12 protein-coding genes are annotated in these 15,986 nt (G+C 45.7%); 6 read left to right on the top strand and 6 right to left on the bottom strand.

The window, feature by feature from the left end; all coding sequences use genetic code 11:
- Window positions 1-10: 10 nt before the first annotated feature.
- From MMOL_RS11620 to MMOL_RS11610, 3 genes are all read right to left on the bottom strand, one after another.
- Window positions 11-1,360: an MFS transporter gene (locus MMOL_RS11620; protein WP_015833236.1), complete on the bottom strand. Its 1,350-nt coding sequence runs from the start codon at window positions 1,358-1,360 to the stop codon at window positions 11-13.
- 70 nt (window positions 1,361-1,430) lie between these two features.
- Window positions 1,431-3,551: a bifunctional acyl-ACP--phospholipid O-acyltransferase/long-chain-fatty-acid--ACP ligase gene (aas, locus tag MMOL_RS11615; protein WP_015833235.1), complete on the bottom strand. Its 2,121-nt coding sequence runs from the start codon at window positions 3,549-3,551 to the stop codon at window positions 1,431-1,433.
- An 18-nt stretch (window positions 3,552-3,569) separates the two neighbouring features.
- Window positions 3,570-3,875 carry an ArsR/SmtB family transcription factor gene (locus MMOL_RS11610; RefSeq protein ID WP_015833234.1) on the bottom strand — a complete coding sequence of 102 codons (306 nt, stop codon included), beginning with the start codon at window positions 3,873-3,875 and terminating at the stop codon, window positions 3,570-3,572.
- Between the two features lie 943 nt (window positions 3,876-4,818).
- On the opposite strand from MMOL_RS11610, the gene MMOL_RS11600 reads away from it, so the two are divergent.
- The 4 genes from MMOL_RS11600 (at window position 4,819) to MMOL_RS11585 (ending at window position 10,970) form a co-directional block, all read left to right on the top strand.
- Window positions 4,819-5,901 carry an efflux RND transporter periplasmic adaptor subunit gene (locus MMOL_RS11600; RefSeq protein WP_015833232.1) on the top strand — a complete coding sequence of 361 codons (1,083 nt, stop codon included), beginning with the start codon at window positions 4,819-4,821 and terminating at the stop codon, window positions 5,899-5,901.
- 18 nt (window positions 5,902-5,919) lie between these two features.
- Window positions 5,920-9,108: an efflux RND transporter permease subunit gene (locus MMOL_RS11595; RefSeq protein WP_015833231.1), complete on the top strand. Its 3,189-nt coding sequence runs from the start codon at window positions 5,920-5,922 to the stop codon at window positions 9,106-9,108.
- Complete coding sequence (locus MMOL_RS11590; RefSeq protein ID WP_015833230.1) at window positions 9,098-10,540, top strand: TolC family protein; 1,443 nt, start codon at window positions 9,098-9,100, stop codon at window positions 10,538-10,540. The genes MMOL_RS11595 and MMOL_RS11590 overlap by 11 nt, the downstream gene beginning before the upstream one ends.
- Window positions 10,541-10,727: 187 nt before the next feature.
- Window positions 10,728-10,970: a hypothetical protein gene (locus tag MMOL_RS11585; RefSeq protein ID WP_015833229.1), complete on the top strand. Its 243-nt coding sequence runs from the start codon at window positions 10,728-10,730 to the stop codon at window positions 10,968-10,970.
- A gap of 197 nt (window positions 10,971-11,167) precedes the next feature.
- Here MMOL_RS11585 and MMOL_RS11580 read toward each other — a convergent pair whose 3' ends face one another.
- The 3 genes from MMOL_RS11580 to MMOL_RS11570 form a co-directional block, all read right to left on the bottom strand.
- The gene (locus MMOL_RS11580; protein ID WP_015833228.1) at window positions 11,168-12,664 is read right to left on the bottom strand and encodes an ammonium transporter; all 1,497 of its coding nucleotides are present in this window, start codon (window positions 12,662-12,664) and stop codon (window positions 11,168-11,170) included.
- Window positions 12,665-12,675: 11 nt separating this feature from the next.
- Window positions 12,676-13,014 (bottom strand): P-II family nitrogen regulator, encoded by a 339-nt coding sequence (locus MMOL_RS11575; RefSeq protein WP_015833227.1) that lies wholly within the window; start codon window positions 13,012-13,014, stop codon window positions 12,676-12,678.
- 63 nt (window positions 13,015-13,077) lie between these two features.
- Window positions 13,078-14,010 carry a TorF family putative porin gene (locus MMOL_RS11570; RefSeq protein WP_015833226.1) on the bottom strand — a complete coding sequence of 311 codons (933 nt, stop codon included), beginning with the start codon at window positions 14,008-14,010 and terminating at the stop codon, window positions 13,078-13,080.
- Between the two features lie 179 nt (window positions 14,011-14,189).
- Here MMOL_RS11570 and MMOL_RS11565 point away from each other — a divergent pair, with 179 nt between their 5' ends.
- Both MMOL_RS11565 and MMOL_RS11560 read left to right on the top strand, forming a co-directional pair.
- The gene (locus MMOL_RS11565; RefSeq protein WP_015833225.1) at window positions 14,190-14,420 is read left to right on the top strand and encodes an accessory factor UbiK family protein; all 231 of its coding nucleotides are present in this window, start codon (window positions 14,190-14,192) and stop codon (window positions 14,418-14,420) included.
- Between the two features lie 5 nt (window positions 14,421-14,425).
- Window positions 14,426-15,916: a YifB family Mg chelatase-like AAA ATPase gene (locus MMOL_RS11560; protein WP_015833224.1), complete on the top strand. Its 1,491-nt coding sequence runs from the start codon at window positions 14,426-14,428 to the stop codon at window positions 15,914-15,916.
- The last annotated feature ends 70 nt before the right edge of the window (window positions 15,917-15,986 follow it).

Genomic DNA, 15,986 nt, shown 5'->3' with positions numbered 1-15,986 from the left:
TTAGCGCTGTTTATGGATTGGGCTTTAGCCAAGCCATAAAGGTGCGCAGGTAAACAGGCTGACGTATGCATAAATAAATCATAATGAAGACATTAAGCAGTGCTGTGACTAAAAATAGCTGCGGAATGTTCAAGCCCAGATTGAAAATCTGCACTGAAAACAGTGCTGATGCCACCATAAACAATGCGTTGAGAATATTGTTGGCAGCAATGACGCGTGACTGATGGCTTTTCTCGGCTCGGGTTTGGATAAACGCGTACAACGGCACGATATATAAACCGCCAAAAACACCAATCAATGCAATATCGGCAAGCAAGCGCCAATAAGTGAAAATCAAGTGTCCTGTTGCATCATAGTGTTTGGCAATAAACGCTGCGTAATCCAGCAAGGCTTTATTGTTGAGGCTTTCATAGATGCTGGTGCTGGCAAAATATAAATCAACGCCGAACACTGTTAACCCGCACGCGCCAAACAACACCAGCCCCAGTTCGACTTTTCCCTTAGAGAGCTTTTCACACATGAGGGAGCCTATGCCTATGCCTAGTGAGAAAATGGATAGTAATAAAATGAATAGACTTTCATCCCCGTGCAAGATGTTTTTTGCAAAATTGGGGAATTGTGCCAATAGCGTTGCACCATAAAACCAGAACCAGGAAATAGCAATAATCGTGAGCCAGATGGCTTGGTGTTGCCAGATGAACTTGATGCTTTTACAAGTTTCGGTGATTGGATTCCAGTTGACGTGAAGCTTAGGGGCTGCCGCCGGCGAATTAGGCACACCGCGGCTAGTCCAGTAGCCTAGTGCGGCGATGCCTAATACGGTGATGCTGGTTAATGCGGCATGCTCGTTTTGCATGGCGAGCCAGGCGCCGAGTACTTGCCCAAGTAAAATCGCCACAAAACTGCCCATTTCTACCATGCCGTTACCACCCACGATTTCGTGCTCGCTTAAGTGTTGCGGTAAGTAAGCATATTTCACTGGCCCAAACAGTGTGGAATGCATGCCCATCATGAATAGTGCTGTTGCTAGCAGCCAGATGTTATGCAGAAAAAATCCCATGCTGGCAAATAGCATAATGCCAATTTCAAACACTTTAACTAGGCGGATGATTTGTGACTTTTCATATTTATCTGCCAATTGTCCTGCTGTAGCCGAGAACAGGAAGAATGGCAGGATAAATAAGCCTGGCAGCAAGGTTGCCAGCGTACTTCCATCAATACTGGTCAGGCTTGCGGTATGAAATGCCACCAAAGTAATAAGCGCAGTTTTAAACACATTGTCGTTAAATGCGCCTAAAAACTGGGTAAAGAAAAACGGACGAAACCGTTTTTCTTGCATCAATTGAAATTGGTTACTCATGGGTTGGGCCTTTTTATGGTGACTTGATTGCTAGTTTTGTTGTTTGTTTGCTGCATCGTTAGCTTCGTGGCTATAAGTCTTCCGCCATCTTTTTAAGTGTAACGTAATCAGTTTTCCCTGTGCCCAATAGCGGCAGCGCATTGACCCATATGATTTTGCGGGCAACCGCAAGCTCTGGGCTACCCAGTATTTTTGCACTATTACCGAGTTGCTCTCTGTTAAGGGAGCTATCTGTGGTGTAAAGCATGATATTCTCGCCACGCTGTGCATCTGGGCTGGTAGTAGCCGCATGCTGATGCTGTGGTGAGGCATGGTTCGCAATGCTTTCTACCGTTTCTAAAGAAACCATTTCACCTGCGACTTTGGCAAAGCGTTTGACGCGGCCTTTAATAAATACAAAGCCATCTTCATCCAGTTGGACGATATCGCCAGTGTTATACCATTGGTCTTTGGGGGCTTGTATCACGCCTGGGTTGTCAAACAGGTAATAACCACGCATCACGTTTGGTCCACGCACTGAGAGCAATCCACCATGCTCAATACCGGGTACATTTTCCAGTTTGGCCTCTAAACTTGGCATGAGTGTACCTACTGACCCTACTTTGTTCGCCATTGGCGTGTTGACGGCTAATACCGGCGCGCATTCGGTGGCGCCATAGCCTTCTAGAATACGGATACCAAATTTATCCATCCAAGTTTTGCGTACCTCTTCATTCAGCTTTTCTGCGCCAGCCACTACATAACGTAGTTTATAAAAGTCATAAGGGTTAGCGAATTTGGCATAGTTAGCCAGAAAAGTACTGGTGCCGAAAAGTACGGTACAACCGCGGTCATAAATCACCTCTGGAATCACACGGTAATGTAACGGTGATGGATACACAAATAACTTGCTACCAGCGACTAACGGCATAATGGCACCACAAGTAAAACCAAATGCATGGAATAGCGGCAGCACCATCATGAATTTGTCCTGCATGGAGAAGTCAATCACGGATCTAATCTGTGCGATATTTGCCAGAATGCTAGTGTGCGTATGCACCACGCCTTTGGGTTTACCTTCGGAGCCTGAGGTGAATAGCACCACGGCAGGATCACTGGATTTGCATTTGTCGACAGCTAGTCTTGGCAACCACAGTGCGAAACCCATCAGCCATAGCTTATCTAGCCAAGTGAATTGTTTGAATAGGTCTTCAAGATAGACAATGTTGATACTTTTTAAGCCGGAGACAACCTCTTCCAGTTTTGCAGTTTTAATGAACGCGCGTGAGGTGATGATGGTTTTAACGGCTGCTGCAGTACAGGCATTTTGAATGCCAGCACTACCTGCGGTGTAGTTCAGCATTGCAGGTACTCTGCCAAAGGCACTCATGCCAAATATCAGGCAAATTGTATTGGTGACATTGGGCATAAGTACGCCAATGTTTTCATGCTTGCTGCTGATTTTGTTGGTAAGCCGTCCCAAGGCAAGACTCTTTTTCAATAAGTCACCATAGCTTTCCTCCACTTGACGCATGTCTTCTACCAGCATGGTGCTACGGCCATAGGTTGCGATGGCATCTAGAAATGCACTAAACAAGGTGCTGATGGGCGCAGAGCTGAATAGCATATTTTGCATTTCGCGGCGCATGGCGTCACCAGCAAGTCTGCGTCTGGCTTTGGCGGTAGGCGCTTGTGGCATGTCGATGTGGCGTATCGGTAAGATGCTGATGGTGACTTTGGGAAATAACCTTCTTGGATGGCTACCACGGAGGCGGCTAAAGTAGGAACGTGCTGCGCCGTCAATGCGCACCGGCAAAATCATCGCTCCTGTTTTTGCGGCGACAAAACCAGGGCCATCATAGACTTTCATTAACGAACCGGTGAGTGTGATGCGGCCTTCAGGGAATATCACCACGGGTTTGCCGGCCTCCAGCAACTTAATCACTTTTTTCATGGCGAGCGGCGAAGTAGGGTCGACTGCCAAGTATGGAGTGAGGCGTAATACTTGCCTAAATAACCAATGATTAAGTACGGTGGTATGCACAACAAACGTGGCGCGAATCGGTAAAAATAAGCCTAACAGCAAGCCGTCTAGAAATGATTCATGGTTGGCAATAATCAACAACTTGCCTTGTTTAGGCAGATTGGCAACGCCAGAGACGTCTACTCTGAAAATAATGCGGCAAACCAGTTGTAACAGTGTTGCTATCATTTGTGCTCCGTAGGTTAATCAGGTTTCGTTTCGAATGTAATCTAAGACTTGCTGCAAAGCATTGGCAACCAGCGAACTATTTATCCAGAAAAATACTTCTTTGCCGATTTTTTCTGAAGCTAGAACGCCGGCGCGATGTAACACCTTAAGGTGATGCGTGACTGCGGTGCGACTGAGCGTGGTGGTAGAGGTAATTTGCATGATGTTTAATTTCTCACCCTTTTCAAAGGCAAGCAGAATCAGCTGTCTATGCTCATCTCCTAAGGCGATGAAAATGTCAGCGGTATTTTTAAAGCTAGCAGGAATCTCTGTTACGCTCTTCATAACTAAATAATTAGTTATTTAGTTATGAAAGTCAAGCGGATTTATTTGGTGTGATGCAAATTGGAACTATTTGGCTTGCGTTTGTCCAACAAACACGGTTTTTGCTAGCCAGCTTATTTGCCTAGTTTTTATTTGTTTAGTGGTCATCTTGTGCTGATTAGCGCTTGATTATTGACAACATTTTAGTCGTAAGCGATTGAATCGTTGTTAAATTGGCGCTTTTCATATAGTATGTTCCCAAATAATTAAGCGGAAAACGTGCTTAATATTTATTTACAGGATTGTACAAACAACCTTATGGGCCAGAACTTAAATTCAGTTGCGTTTAGAATCAGACTGTTATCGCTAACAGTGCTGATTGCCGTGCTTGGGTTTGTTTTCCTGGCTCAGTATTCTGATAATTCTTCTTACAATGACGATGCACCGCGCTTACGTGTGGCTGAAATTCAAAGCCTCACCGGTGACTCCGAGCCTCCTCCGCAGGATGGACCGCCGCGAGACGTCATGCTGTCCAGCATTGTTTTTATTTTTGCCAGCGTATATTTCATATCGTTTGCGCTTCTAAACGAGGCCTTACCTCGTCTTACTTTTCTTTACCACGTACGACCCCGTTCTCCCCCGTTCAATTAGTCGGTTTAACATGAGCTGGCATCGTGATGCTGCTCAGATTTAACAGACTAGTCATGTAACCCATTCTTTAACTTGCGTATAGCTAGAGGCACTGCACCCGCAGTGATGATGCTTGCGTATGTTTCAAGCGCAGGTTTGCGTTAGCCAAAGTCTACAAATCATTTGTTTTACTGACTGTATTCAGCAAAGTCGCTTCAGCTTGTCTGGCGCCGCTTTGGCATCTAGCACTTGTTGCTTAAGCCTTGGTGTCGTAGCGGCAATCTAGCGTATTTGAGCTTCAAAATTTTTTAAATTTTAGAAATTAGAAATTAATATGATTAATAAATTGTTTGTAGCATTAGGCCTTACCGTATTGCTCATCACTGGTTGCCACCATTCAGAAGAGGCAAAAGAGGAAGAGGCGAAACTTGAGGTGACGCAACCCCTGCGTAAAGACACTGCCATTGTGAAAGAGTATGTCAGCCAGATTCATGCGTTCAGGCATATTGAGTTACGGGCGCTGGAACGTGGTTATCTGCAAGATATTTTTGTAGATGAAGGCCAGGCGGTGAAGCAAGGTCAGCGCATGTTTAAAATTATGCCTAATCTGTATCAAGTGGATTTGCAAAAATCTAAAGCCGAGGCTGAAGTGGTGCGGATTGAGTATCAAAATACTAAAGCCCTGTCAGAAAAAAATATCGTTTCACCAAATGAGCTTGCATTAGCTAGAGCTAGGCTGGATAAAGCTGAGGCTGAGGTTAGGCTTGCACAAACGCATCTAAACTTTACCGATATCAACGCGCCTTTTAGCGGTGTAATGGATCACTTTAATGTGCGAAACGGTAGCCTGGTAGATGAAGGTGATTTGCTAACCACGCTGTCTGACATTAGCAAAATGTGGGTTTATTTCAATGTGCCTGAGTCAGAGTATTTGGATTATAAAATTGCCAAAACCACAAAAGCACCCGTTAACGTTAAGTTGAAAATGGCTAATGGTGAAATATTTGATCAGCCGGGTGTGATTGAAACCATCGAGGCGGATTTTGACAACAAAACCGGTAACATCGAATTTAGGGCGGTATTTGCTAACCCTAACCAAATTCTGCGCCATGGTGAGACCGGTAATATCTTAATCGATATCCCATACAAAAATGCGATGCTAATCCCGCAAAAAGCGACCTTTGAAATTCTAGATAAAACCTATGTTTATGTCGTGAACAAAGAGAACAAGCTAGAGCAAAGGCTGATTACTATTGCTGCCGAGTTGCCACATGTGTTTGTGGTAAAAAGCGGCCTGAAAGATGACGACAGAGTCTTGATTGAAGGTTTGCGCAAGGTACGTAACGGCCAAAAAATCGGCGTTAATTTTGTAGCGCCAGACAAAGTACTTTCACAATTAGAACTGCACGCAGAATAGTGAAAGAAGAGGCCCTATATGTTTAATATATTTATCAAAAGACCAGTGATGGCCATTGTGCTGTCGCTGATTATTGTCTTTCTAGGATTCCTGTCGATCAGGACATTGCCTACCTCGCAGTTCCCGGACATTGCGCCACCGCGCGTGATTGTGTCGTTAGCCTACCCAGGTGCAAGTGCCGATGTATTGGTGCAGTCATCGCTGATTACCATTGAGCGTGCCATCAACGGCGTGCCTGGCATGAAATACATCGTGTCAGATGCAACCAGCGCGGGTGAAGCGACCATCCAGGTGATTTTCGGCCTGGGTACAGACCCTAACCAAGCGATGATTAACGTGAAAACACGTTTGGACCAGGTGATGAGCCGCCTGCCTGAGTTAGTACAGCTAGAGGGTGTGGTAGTTGAGCGTGTGCAACCTAGTATGCTGATGTACATCAACTTGTTCAGTAAAGATAAAGATGCTGATGAGAAGTTTTTGTACAACTATGCTAACGTCAATCTGATTCCAGAGATACAGCGTGTAAATGGTATCGCCAGTGCGAAGATTCTTGGTAGCCGTCAATATGCGATGCGTATTTGGCTGAACCCAGACCGGATGCGTGCTTATAAAGTCTCTGTTGAAGAAGTCATGAAAGCGATGAACGAACAGAGCATTATCGGTCGCCCAGGTCGCTTGGGTCAGAGCTCAGGTATTGCTGCCCAGTCAAAAGAGTACGTGTTGGTTTACCAAGGGCGCTATAACAAGCCTGAGCAATATGAAGACATTATCATCCGTGCCAGTTCTGATGGTGAAATCTTAAAACTGAAAGATATTGCCAAGGTGGAACTAGGCAGTGAATTCTTTGATATTTACTCGAATAAAGATGGTTATCCGTCCTCTGCGATTATTCTGAAGCAGAACTACGGCAGTAACGCGAGTGAGGTGATTGAGCAAGTTAAGGAGAAGATGGAAGAGCTTAAGGGCACTTTCCCTGCCGGTATGGAATATGAAATCGACTATGACGTTTCTAAGTTCCTGGATGCTTCGATTGATAAAGTACTGCACACCTTGGTTGAAGCATTTATCTTGGTGGCATTGGTCGTGTTTATTTTCCTTGGCGATTGGCGCTCTACCTTGATTCCTATCTTGGCGGTGCCGGTGTCCTTGATTGGTACTTTTTTCTGTATGCAGATCTTTGGCATTACCATTAACCTCATCACCTTGTTTGCGCTGGTGTTGGCGATTGGTATTGTGGTGGATAACGCCATCGTGGTGGTAGAGGCGGTACATGCCAAAATGGAAGAAAATGCGGAGCTAAGCCCATACAAGGCTACTCAGCAAGTGTTGGGTGAAATTGGTGGTGCGATTGTCGCGATTACCTTGGTGATGACCGCGGTGTTTGTGCCAGTTGCCTTTATGACTGGGCCTGTGGGCGTGTTTTACCGTCAGTTCTCTATTACCATGGCGGCATCTATTGTGATTTCTGGTGTGGTTGCGCTATCACTGACCCCAGTGCTGTGCGCAATGCTGCTAAAAAATCATCATGGGCACGTTAAGAGAAAAACACCAATTGGTTATTTCATTGATGTGTTTAACCGCGTGTTTGAGAAGTTGACAGGGCGTTATACCAATTTCTTAAGCAAGATTGTGACGCTACGAGTGGTGACGCTGTTAGCGTTGGTAGGCTTCTCTTTCGCTACTTTTACCATCAATAAAACTTTACCCGCTGGTTTTATCCCAGGTGAAGATCAGGGACAAATCTACGCGATTATTCAAACGCCGCCAGGCACTACGCTAGAGGCGACCAATAAGGTAGCGCGTGCGTTGCAGGTAGAAGCCAAGAAGATTGAAGGTATTGAGTCTGTATCTGCCTTGGCAGGTTATGAGATTCTGACCGAAGGTCGTGGTTCTAATGCTGGTACTTGTTTGATTAACCTGAAGGATTGGTCTAAACGCGATAAATCTGTACAGCAAATTATTGAAGAACTGGAAGAAAAAACCAAAAACTTTGGTGCGATTGTCGAGTTCTTTGAGCCGCCTGCGGTGCCTGGTTATGGTGCAGCATCTGGTTTGGCATTGCGTTTGTTGGATAAAACCAATGGTACGGATTACCACGAGTTTGACAAAATCAACCAGGACTTCATGGCGGAGTTGGGTAAACGTAAAGAACTGACCGGCTTGTTCACGTTTTATGCGGCCAATTATCCGCAATATGAGTTGGACATTGACAATAAGGCTGCCATGCAAAAAGGCGTGTCTATTGGTAAAGCAATGGATAACCTCAATATCTTGATTGGTAGTACCTTTGAGCAAGGCTTTATCCGCTTCAATAACTTCTTCCGGGTATACACGCAGTCTGGCCCTGAGTTCCGTAGATATCCTAGTGATATTTTGAACTATTACGTAAAAAATGAAGACGGTGAAATGGTGCCTTACTCATCTTTTATGAAAATGAAGAAGATACAAGGTCCAAACGAGATTACACGTTACAACTTGTATAACTCAGCCACGATTCGTGCCACACCGGCTAAAGGTTACACCACGGATGATGCGATTAAAGCGGTGCAAGAAGTTGCTGCGGCTACTTTACCGCATGGCTATGACATCGGCTGGGAAGGCTTATCTTTTGATGAGGCTAAACGTGGTAACGAAGCGATGATCATTTTTGCGGTGGTCTTGGTGTTCGTCTACATGGTATTGGCCGCGCAATATGAAAGCTTCCTGCTACCGCTAGCGGTAATTCTGTCATTACCAGCGGGTGTGTTTGGTACCTTCTTCCTGCTTAAAACGTTAGGTCTAGCCAATGACGTTTATGCGCAGCTGGGGCTGGTGATGCTGGTTGGTTTGCTGGGCAAAAATGCCGTGTTGATCGTGGAGTTTGCCGTACAAAAACACGAGCAGGGTATGTCGGTTGCTGAAGCAGCAATTGAAGGTGCTAGAGCACGTTTCCGTCCAATTTTGATGACCTCGTTTGCATTTATTGCAGGTTTGATTCCATTAGTAGTGGCGACGGGTGCAGGTGCTGTGGGTAACCGCACCATTGGTAGCTCGGCGTTGGGTGGTATGTTGTTCGGTACTGTTTTTGGCGTGATCTTGATTCCTGGTCTTTACTATCTATTTGCAAAAATGGAAGAAGGCAAATCATTGATTAAAAATGAAGAGTTCAAACCTCTTACAGAGCTATATCACTACAATAAAGATGAAGATAAAGATGATGACAAATAAACCTACTTATATCCGATTAGCAGTCGCGGGGGCGTTAGCCCTCTCGATGCAGGCGTGTTCCATCCCTTTATTAACAACTAAAAAGGCGGACACTAAGCTTCCTGAGCAATTTAATAACCAGTCGGCACAAAGCAGCGAAAATACCGCAAATGTGAACTGGAAGGACTTTTTTGATGATGCCTATTTACCGGCGTTGATAGACACTGCCATTGCCAACAACAAGGAAGTGAATATCATGGCGCAGCGTATTAGCATGGCCAAAAATGAGATTCAGGCCCGCCGTGGTGAGTATCTGCCATTTGTGAGCTTCGGCGCCGGTGCAGAGGTGGAGAAAGTTGGCCGCTTTACGCGTAATGGTGCGGTAGAAGAAAGTCTGGAAATTAAAGAAGGTAAGGCTTTTCCAGACCCTTTACCTAACTATCAATTTGGTTTGTACTCCTCTTGGGAATTAGACGTTTGGAAGAAGCTGAGAAACGCTACTAAAGTAGCGGGCATGGAGTACATGGCTTCGATAGAGGGCAAAAACTTCTTAGTGACTAATCTGGTAGCAGAAATTGCCAATGCCTATTATGAGCTGATCGCGCTGGATAACCAGCTGGATAACTTAGAGCAGAATATTAAGATCCAGCAAAATGCGCTCGAAGTGACCAAAGAGCTTAAAAAGTACGCTAGAACAACCTCTCTGGCTGTGAAGCGATTTGAAGCGGAAGTGAAGAAAAATCAGAGCAGGCAGTATGTGATTAAACAGCAGCAAGTAGAGCTGGAGAATCGCATTAACTTCTTGCTGGGTAGAACGCCACAGCCGATTCAAAGAGCGAGTGCCGGCTTTATGGATATTAAGCCTAAGATGGTCCAGGCCGGCGTGCCTGCGCAGTTGCTGGAAAATCGACCAGACATCCGGAAGGCAGAGCTGGAGTTAGCCGCAGCAGACCTGAATATTCAGGTAGCTAAGGCTAATTTCTATCCTTCGTTCGCGATTCGTGCCGGGGTAGGCTTCCAGGCGTTTAACCCTAGATACCTGCTCAATACGCCAGAGTCTTTGATGTACACACTGGCGGGCGACATGATGGCGCCATTGGTGAACCGTAATGCTATTACCGCTGTGTATAAAAATGCCAATGCAACACAGATACAGGCGGCTTATGACTACGAGAAAACCATTATCAATGCCTATGGTGAAGTCGCAAACCAGCTGTCGAACATTGATAATTTAGAAAAAAATTACCAACTGAAAACGACACAGGTACAAGCCTTGACTGAATCTGTAGATGTGGCAAATCAGCTGTTTAAATCTGCTCGAGCAGAATATTTAGAGATTTTGTTAACTCAGCGTGAAGCGCTGGAAGCAAAAAGTGAGCTGATTGAAACCAAACAGAAACAGATTAGCGCCATGGTGAACCTATACCGAGCACTAGGCGGTGGCTGGAAGTAGTAGCAATCAACGTTAAGCATGGACTGAACATGATGCATGTGCGCTTAAACGCGCCCATGCATCATGTTCCCCCATCTTATCTAGCCCTTACCTAGCAGGCCCGGTTTAAAGCCGCTATTCGGTTTTAAACACACGGGTTATTTTCTTGGGTCTATTATCAATTTTAAAGAAGCATTAGGAGTGACTAATGAAGTTATGCGTATTATTGATGGCATTGGGTCTTGCTGTTAGCGTTAATGCCAGTGCAGATGAAAACAAAGAGCAAAGCAATGCAGTGCAGCAGCTTAAACAGCAGGAAGTTGATGCGAGTAAGGTGAATGCCAACCAAGCTGAGGAAGAAGTTACACGTCAGCATGATGTGTTAAAAAACCAGTTTTTGGGTAGAAGGCCTTATATGGAAACTAAAGTTATGGAAAGCAAGGCCAAATAAAAGGATGGTGTGAAGCCATAGCCAAAGTATTTGCCAAGTTCCATGGTGCAGGTATGGAGTCACAGATAAATGTGTTAGGCATGTAACTATTTGCTGTAGTGTGATGTATAAGGCGATTAGATTTATCTATTAACTCATGCCATTAGGCATAAAAAAAGGGGCGCACATGCGCCCCTTTGCATTACCGCTATCTACTACTAGCTATGGTATGCACGCTCACCGTGTTCGCTTGTATCTAAGCCTTCACGTTCAGCTTCTTCACTTACACGTAAGCCAATTAGTACGTCTACAATCTTGAACGCAATGAATGAAACCACTGCTGATAACACGATTGCAGTTACTACTGCATAAACTTGCGCAGTCATTTGTGCACCAAAGTCGTAAGCTGCTACGCCATTTGCTACATAATCAACAACACCTACGCCACCTAGAGCTGGGTTAACAAACACGCCAGTTGCTAGTGCACCGAATACGCCACCGATTGCGTGGATACCGAATACATCTAATGCGTCATCGTAACCAAGCGCGTATTTCACTTTAGCTACCATGAAGTAGCAGATTGGTGATACTAACAAGCCGATAACGATTGCACCCATTGGGCCTACGAAACCGCAAGCTGGGGTAATTGCAACTAAACCAGCTACTGCACCAGATACTGCACCTAACATTGAAGGTTTGCCTCTTAACAACCACTCAGAGAATGTCCAAGACAAGGTTGCTGCACCAGTTGCAATAAATGTGTTTACTAAAGCAAGCGCTGCATAACCGTTAGCTTCAAGGTTAGAGCCTGCGTTGAAACCAAACCAGCCAATCCATAGTAATGCTGCACCAACCATAGTTAAGGTCAAGCTATGAGGAGTCATTGCTTCTTTACCGTAACCGATACGTTTACCAACCATGATGGCACCAACTAAACCAGCAACACCAGCGTTGATATGTACTACTGTACCGCCTGCAAAGTCTAATGCACCTTTAGCCCATAACCAGCCTGCGTTAGCAACTACAGTATCAAGTGAAGCTGCAGTGGTGATCGCATCAGGACCATCCCAGTACCAAACCATATGTGCTAGTGGCAAGTAAGAGAATGTGAACCACAACACCATAAATACCAAGATTGCAGAGAACTTCATACGTTCAGCAAATGCACCAACGATCAATGATGGCGTGATTGCAGCAAACGTTAATTGGAACGCTACGAACACAAGCTCAGGAATGTAAGTACCTTTGCTGAAGGTTGCGCCTAATGAATCAGGAGTAACGCCAGCCAAGAATGCTTTGCTTAAGCCGCCAAAGTACGGGCTGCCACCTGTAAACGCAACGCTGTAGCCATAGATTGCCCACAATACTGCCATGAGCGAGAAAATCATGAATACTTGCATCAGTACAGACAGCATGTTTTTCTGGCGCACTAAGCCGCCGTAAAACAATGCCAAGCCAGGAATTACCATTAAAGCTACCAGTACGGTTGCAATTAACATCCATGCGGTATCACCTTTGTTTGGTACTGGTGCAGGCGCAGCTGCCGGAGCAACTTCTGTCGCAGCAGGTGCAACTGCAGCAGCAGCTGCTTCGGCAGCTGGCGCAACCGCGGTCGCGGCTTCAGCCACTGGCGCAGCATCTTCTGCGTATGTGTTACCTGTGAAGCCGAAACCCAACATGGTAACTAACGCAAACATCGAGAGTAGTTTCTTCATTATTGATCCCCTTATAGAGCTTCTACACCGGTTTCACCGGTACGAATGCGGTAGACTTCTTCTAGATTAAAGATAAAAATCTTACCGTCGCCAATCTTACCTGTAGCTGCAGATTTTTCAATCGCATCTACTACTTGGTCTAGCAACTCATCTTTAATCGCTACTTCTAGTTTAACTTTTGGTAAAAAATCTACTACGTACTCAGCGCCACGGTACAGCTCTGTGTGGCCTTTTTGGCGTCCAAAACCCTTCACTTCGGTTACAGTGATGCCCTGTACACCGATAATTGAAAGTGCCTCGCGCACTTCGTCAAGCTTAAAAGGCTTGATAATTGCGGATACAAATTTCATGTATGTCTCCTTTGGTTGTTAAGAACAATAACGGGCGCTACGCCCGTTATTTTACTGAAAAATTTAGAACGTACGACCGATAGTCACAACTACACGATCAGCACTTAAATCTTTAGCTTGTTTGCTGCCATTAAAGCTTGAGCCACCGTAGCCTTTGTTGCCCCAGTAACTACCATTGGTGTTGCCAACATAGTAAACGCCTGCATTCCAGCCTTCAGAGTTAGCAATCTTGAATGCTTTGCTTAAGCCAAGTTTGTAATCTGTGTAATCAGGATTGCCACTTTCATTTGTTGCAGATGGTTGTTGACCTGAACTTGATGTGTAGGTTTTGTTAAGTTCACCAGCAACATTCAAGTGACCAATGTGACCTACTAAGGTTAAGTCGTACCATGGTAATGGGTATGCTGCATTTAACTCTAAATAAGTTGTGCCGCTAGTGCCGCCATCCCAGCCAGTTTTCTTTTCCGCGCCGTACCAGTCACCTAATGTAACTGATGCTTTTGCACTTAGCCATTTGTATGACAAGCCGAAGTTAGCTTCATAGGTATCCCAGCGACCACCTTGTGGAGTTTGTTTAACACCTGGTGCCGTGTTGTATGTGTATTTGCTCCAGCTGCCGCCTGGATAGAAGTAGCCAATTGCACCTACAGAGTAGCCTAAGCCATCTACTGCTGGGATTGAACCATTGTAGCCAGCGTATGCATCTAACTCTACAGTGGCGTCAGGGAATGTGTTTGGTGTAACGCTTGAGCCCCATGCACCAGCATAAAAACCGCTTGAGTGAGCAACGTCTATACCGCCTTGAACAGCTGGTTTATGCCAAGATTGTGAAACACCACGTGCATAGTAGTCTGAAACAAAGCCAACGTTTGATGTTAATGACCAAGCAGATTCCGGTGCTTTGGCTGTTGTTTCTGCAGTTTCTTCTGTTGCCGATGCGAATGAAGGCAGGGCGAGTGTACTTAAAACAGCTAGTGTTAGTATTGATTTACGCATGCTATTAACTCCAAGTTAAAAAAGTGTTATCTAAAAAATCCACGATTTTGATTAAGCAATTGCCGTGCCAATAATAAAACTGTTTAAAATCAATATGATATTGAATCATTTGATTGTGGCGTTGATGTGATACTGGGAGATAATCTGCTAAACTAGACCTTATTACTAAGGAATTTAATATGTTAGATACACATAAAATTAACGAAATATCCAATAAAATCAAAGAGGTAATGGCAACGTCGCCGTTGTCGGATGTGGAGAAAAACCTGAATGCACTATTAAAGGGCGCATTCACCAAAATGGAGCTTGTGACGCGCGAGGAGTTCGAGGTGCAGGCTGAAGTGCTACGCAATACACGTGCAAAGCTTGATGCACTTGAGGCCAGGCTGGCTGAGCTAGAAGGAAAGTAAGCGAGATGAGCTTAGCCGTATTGTATAGTCGGGCGCTTACTGGCATGGATGCGCCAGAGGTAGTGGTAGAGGTGCACTTAGCCAATGGTTTGCCTAGCTTTACAATTGTAGGCTTGCCCGAGGCTGAGGTAAAAGAGAGTAAAGACCGCGTGCGTGCTGCCTTACAAACGGCACAGTTTGAGTTTCCGGCACGGCGTATCACGGTAAATTTAGCACCGGCTGACTTGCCCAAAGAGAGTGGGCGTTATGACTTGCCTATCGCACTCGGCATATTGGCAGCAAGTGGCCAGATTCCGGCAGCAGCTTTATCTCAATATGAGTTTGCGGGTGAGTTGGCGCTCACCGGTGAATTGCGCCCAGTGCGCGGTGCATTGGCCATGACTTATAAGTCTTACCAGAGTGGACGCGCCTTTATTTTGCCTACCGACAGTGCGCTAGAGGCGGCATTGGTGAGTGACGCTGTGATCTATCCGGCAAAAAACTTGCTAGAAGTGTGCGCACATTTAACTGGGCGCACCTTATTGGTGCAATTGGACGCACAATGTCAGGCGCAACCGATTGTTTATCCAGATTTTAGTGAGGTTAAGGGTCAGTCCGCACCTAAACGTGCCTTAGAGATTGCTGCGGCTGGTGGCCATAGTGTGATTATGAGCGGGCCGCCCGGCACTGGTAAGAGTATGCTGGCCAGCCGTTTTGTCGGCATACTACCAAGCATGGCAGAAGACGAAGCGCTTGAATCCGCTGCGCTACAGTCGCTCAATGGTCAATATAAAGTGGAACATTGGAAGCGGCGTCCATTCCGCTCTCCCCATCACACTGCCTCAGGCGTGGCATTGGTGGGTGGCGGTGGCGTGCCGCGACCAGGTGAGATTTCATTGGCACACCGCGGCGTTTTATTCTTAGATGAACTGCCGGAGTTTGACCGTAAAGTGCTGGAGGTGTTACGTGAGCCTTTGGAAAGCGGGCATATCACTATTTCGCGTGCGGCACGTCAGGCGGATTTCCCTGCACAGTTTCAGCTAATTGCCGCCATGAACCCCTGCCCTTGCGGTTATTTGGGGCATTTCAACAATAAATGCCGTTGCACGCCTGATCAGGTTGCGCGCTATAAAGGCAAAATATCCGGTCCGTTGCTGGATCGTATCGATCTGCATATAGAAGTAGCGGCATTAAAAGAGGATGAGCTGACGGCAGCTGCCGACGCGGAAGCCAGCGATGTGATCAGGCTACGGGTTGAAAAAGCACGCAATTTGCAGCTGGCGCGTCAAGGTAAAGCGAACTTTGCACTTGGCACTGCAGAAATAGAGATGCATTGTCAGCTTGATGCGGCAGGTTTGGCTTTATTAAAAACGGCGATATCACGCCTTAATCTATCAGCACGCGCTTATCATCGTATCTTAAAAGTTGCGCGCAGTATTGCCGATTTGGCGGGAGAGGTTGAGATTAAACCTGCTCACATCGCCGAAGCCGTGCAATATAGACGTGGTGACGTATAGAACTGGGCACTAGATATATAGAACTAGATTCAGCAACTAGATACTTGCATGATAAAATTGAGAAAATTTT

Origin of the sequence: Methylotenera mobilis JLW8 (assembly GCF_000023705.1) — a bacterium.
In the GTDB taxonomy this organism is placed as follows: domain Bacteria; phylum Pseudomonadota; class Gammaproteobacteria; order Burkholderiales; family Methylophilaceae; genus Methylotenera; species Methylotenera mobilis.
Note: the sequence above shows the minus strand (reverse complement) of the source record. Positions and strands in the feature narration are given on the sequence as shown.

Coding starts and splice junctions, on each gene's coding strand:
- MMOL_RS11565 (WP_015833225.1), top strand. CDS start 14,190: ATGTTAGATACACATAAAATTAACGAAATATCCAATAAAATCAAAGAG.
- MMOL_RS11580 (WP_015833228.1), bottom strand. CDS start 12,664: ATGAAGAAACTACTCTCGATGTTTGCGTTAGTTACCATGTTGGGTTTC.
- MMOL_RS11585 (WP_015833229.1), top strand. CDS start 10,728: ATGAAGTTATGCGTATTATTGATGGCATTGGGTCTTGCTGTTAGCGTT.
- MMOL_RS11620 (WP_015833236.1), bottom strand. CDS start 1,360: ATGAGTAACCAATTTCAATTGATGCAAGAAAAACGGTTTCGTCCGTTT.
- aas (WP_015833235.1), bottom strand. CDS start 3,551: ATGATAGCAACACTGTTACAACTGGTTTGCCGCATTATTTTCAGAGTA.
- MMOL_RS11560 (WP_015833224.1), top strand. CDS start 14,426: ATGAGCTTAGCCGTATTGTATAGTCGGGCGCTTACTGGCATGGATGCG.
- MMOL_RS11600 (WP_015833232.1), top strand. CDS start 4,819: ATGATTAATAAATTGTTTGTAGCATTAGGCCTTACCGTATTGCTCATC.
- MMOL_RS11590 (WP_015833230.1), top strand. CDS start 9,098: ATGACAAATAAACCTACTTATATCCGATTAGCAGTCGCGGGGGCGTTA.
- MMOL_RS11610 (WP_015833234.1), bottom strand. CDS start 3,875: ATGAAGAGCGTAACAGAGATTCCTGCTAGCTTTAAAAATACCGCTGAC.
- MMOL_RS11595 (WP_015833231.1), top strand. CDS start 5,920: ATGTTTAATATATTTATCAAAAGACCAGTGATGGCCATTGTGCTGTCG.
- MMOL_RS11570 (WP_015833226.1), bottom strand. CDS start 14,010: ATGCGTAAATCAATACTAACACTAGCTGTTTTAAGTACACTCGCCCTG.
- MMOL_RS11575 (WP_015833227.1), bottom strand. CDS start 13,014: ATGAAATTTGTATCCGCAATTATCAAGCCTTTTAAGCTTGACGAAGTG.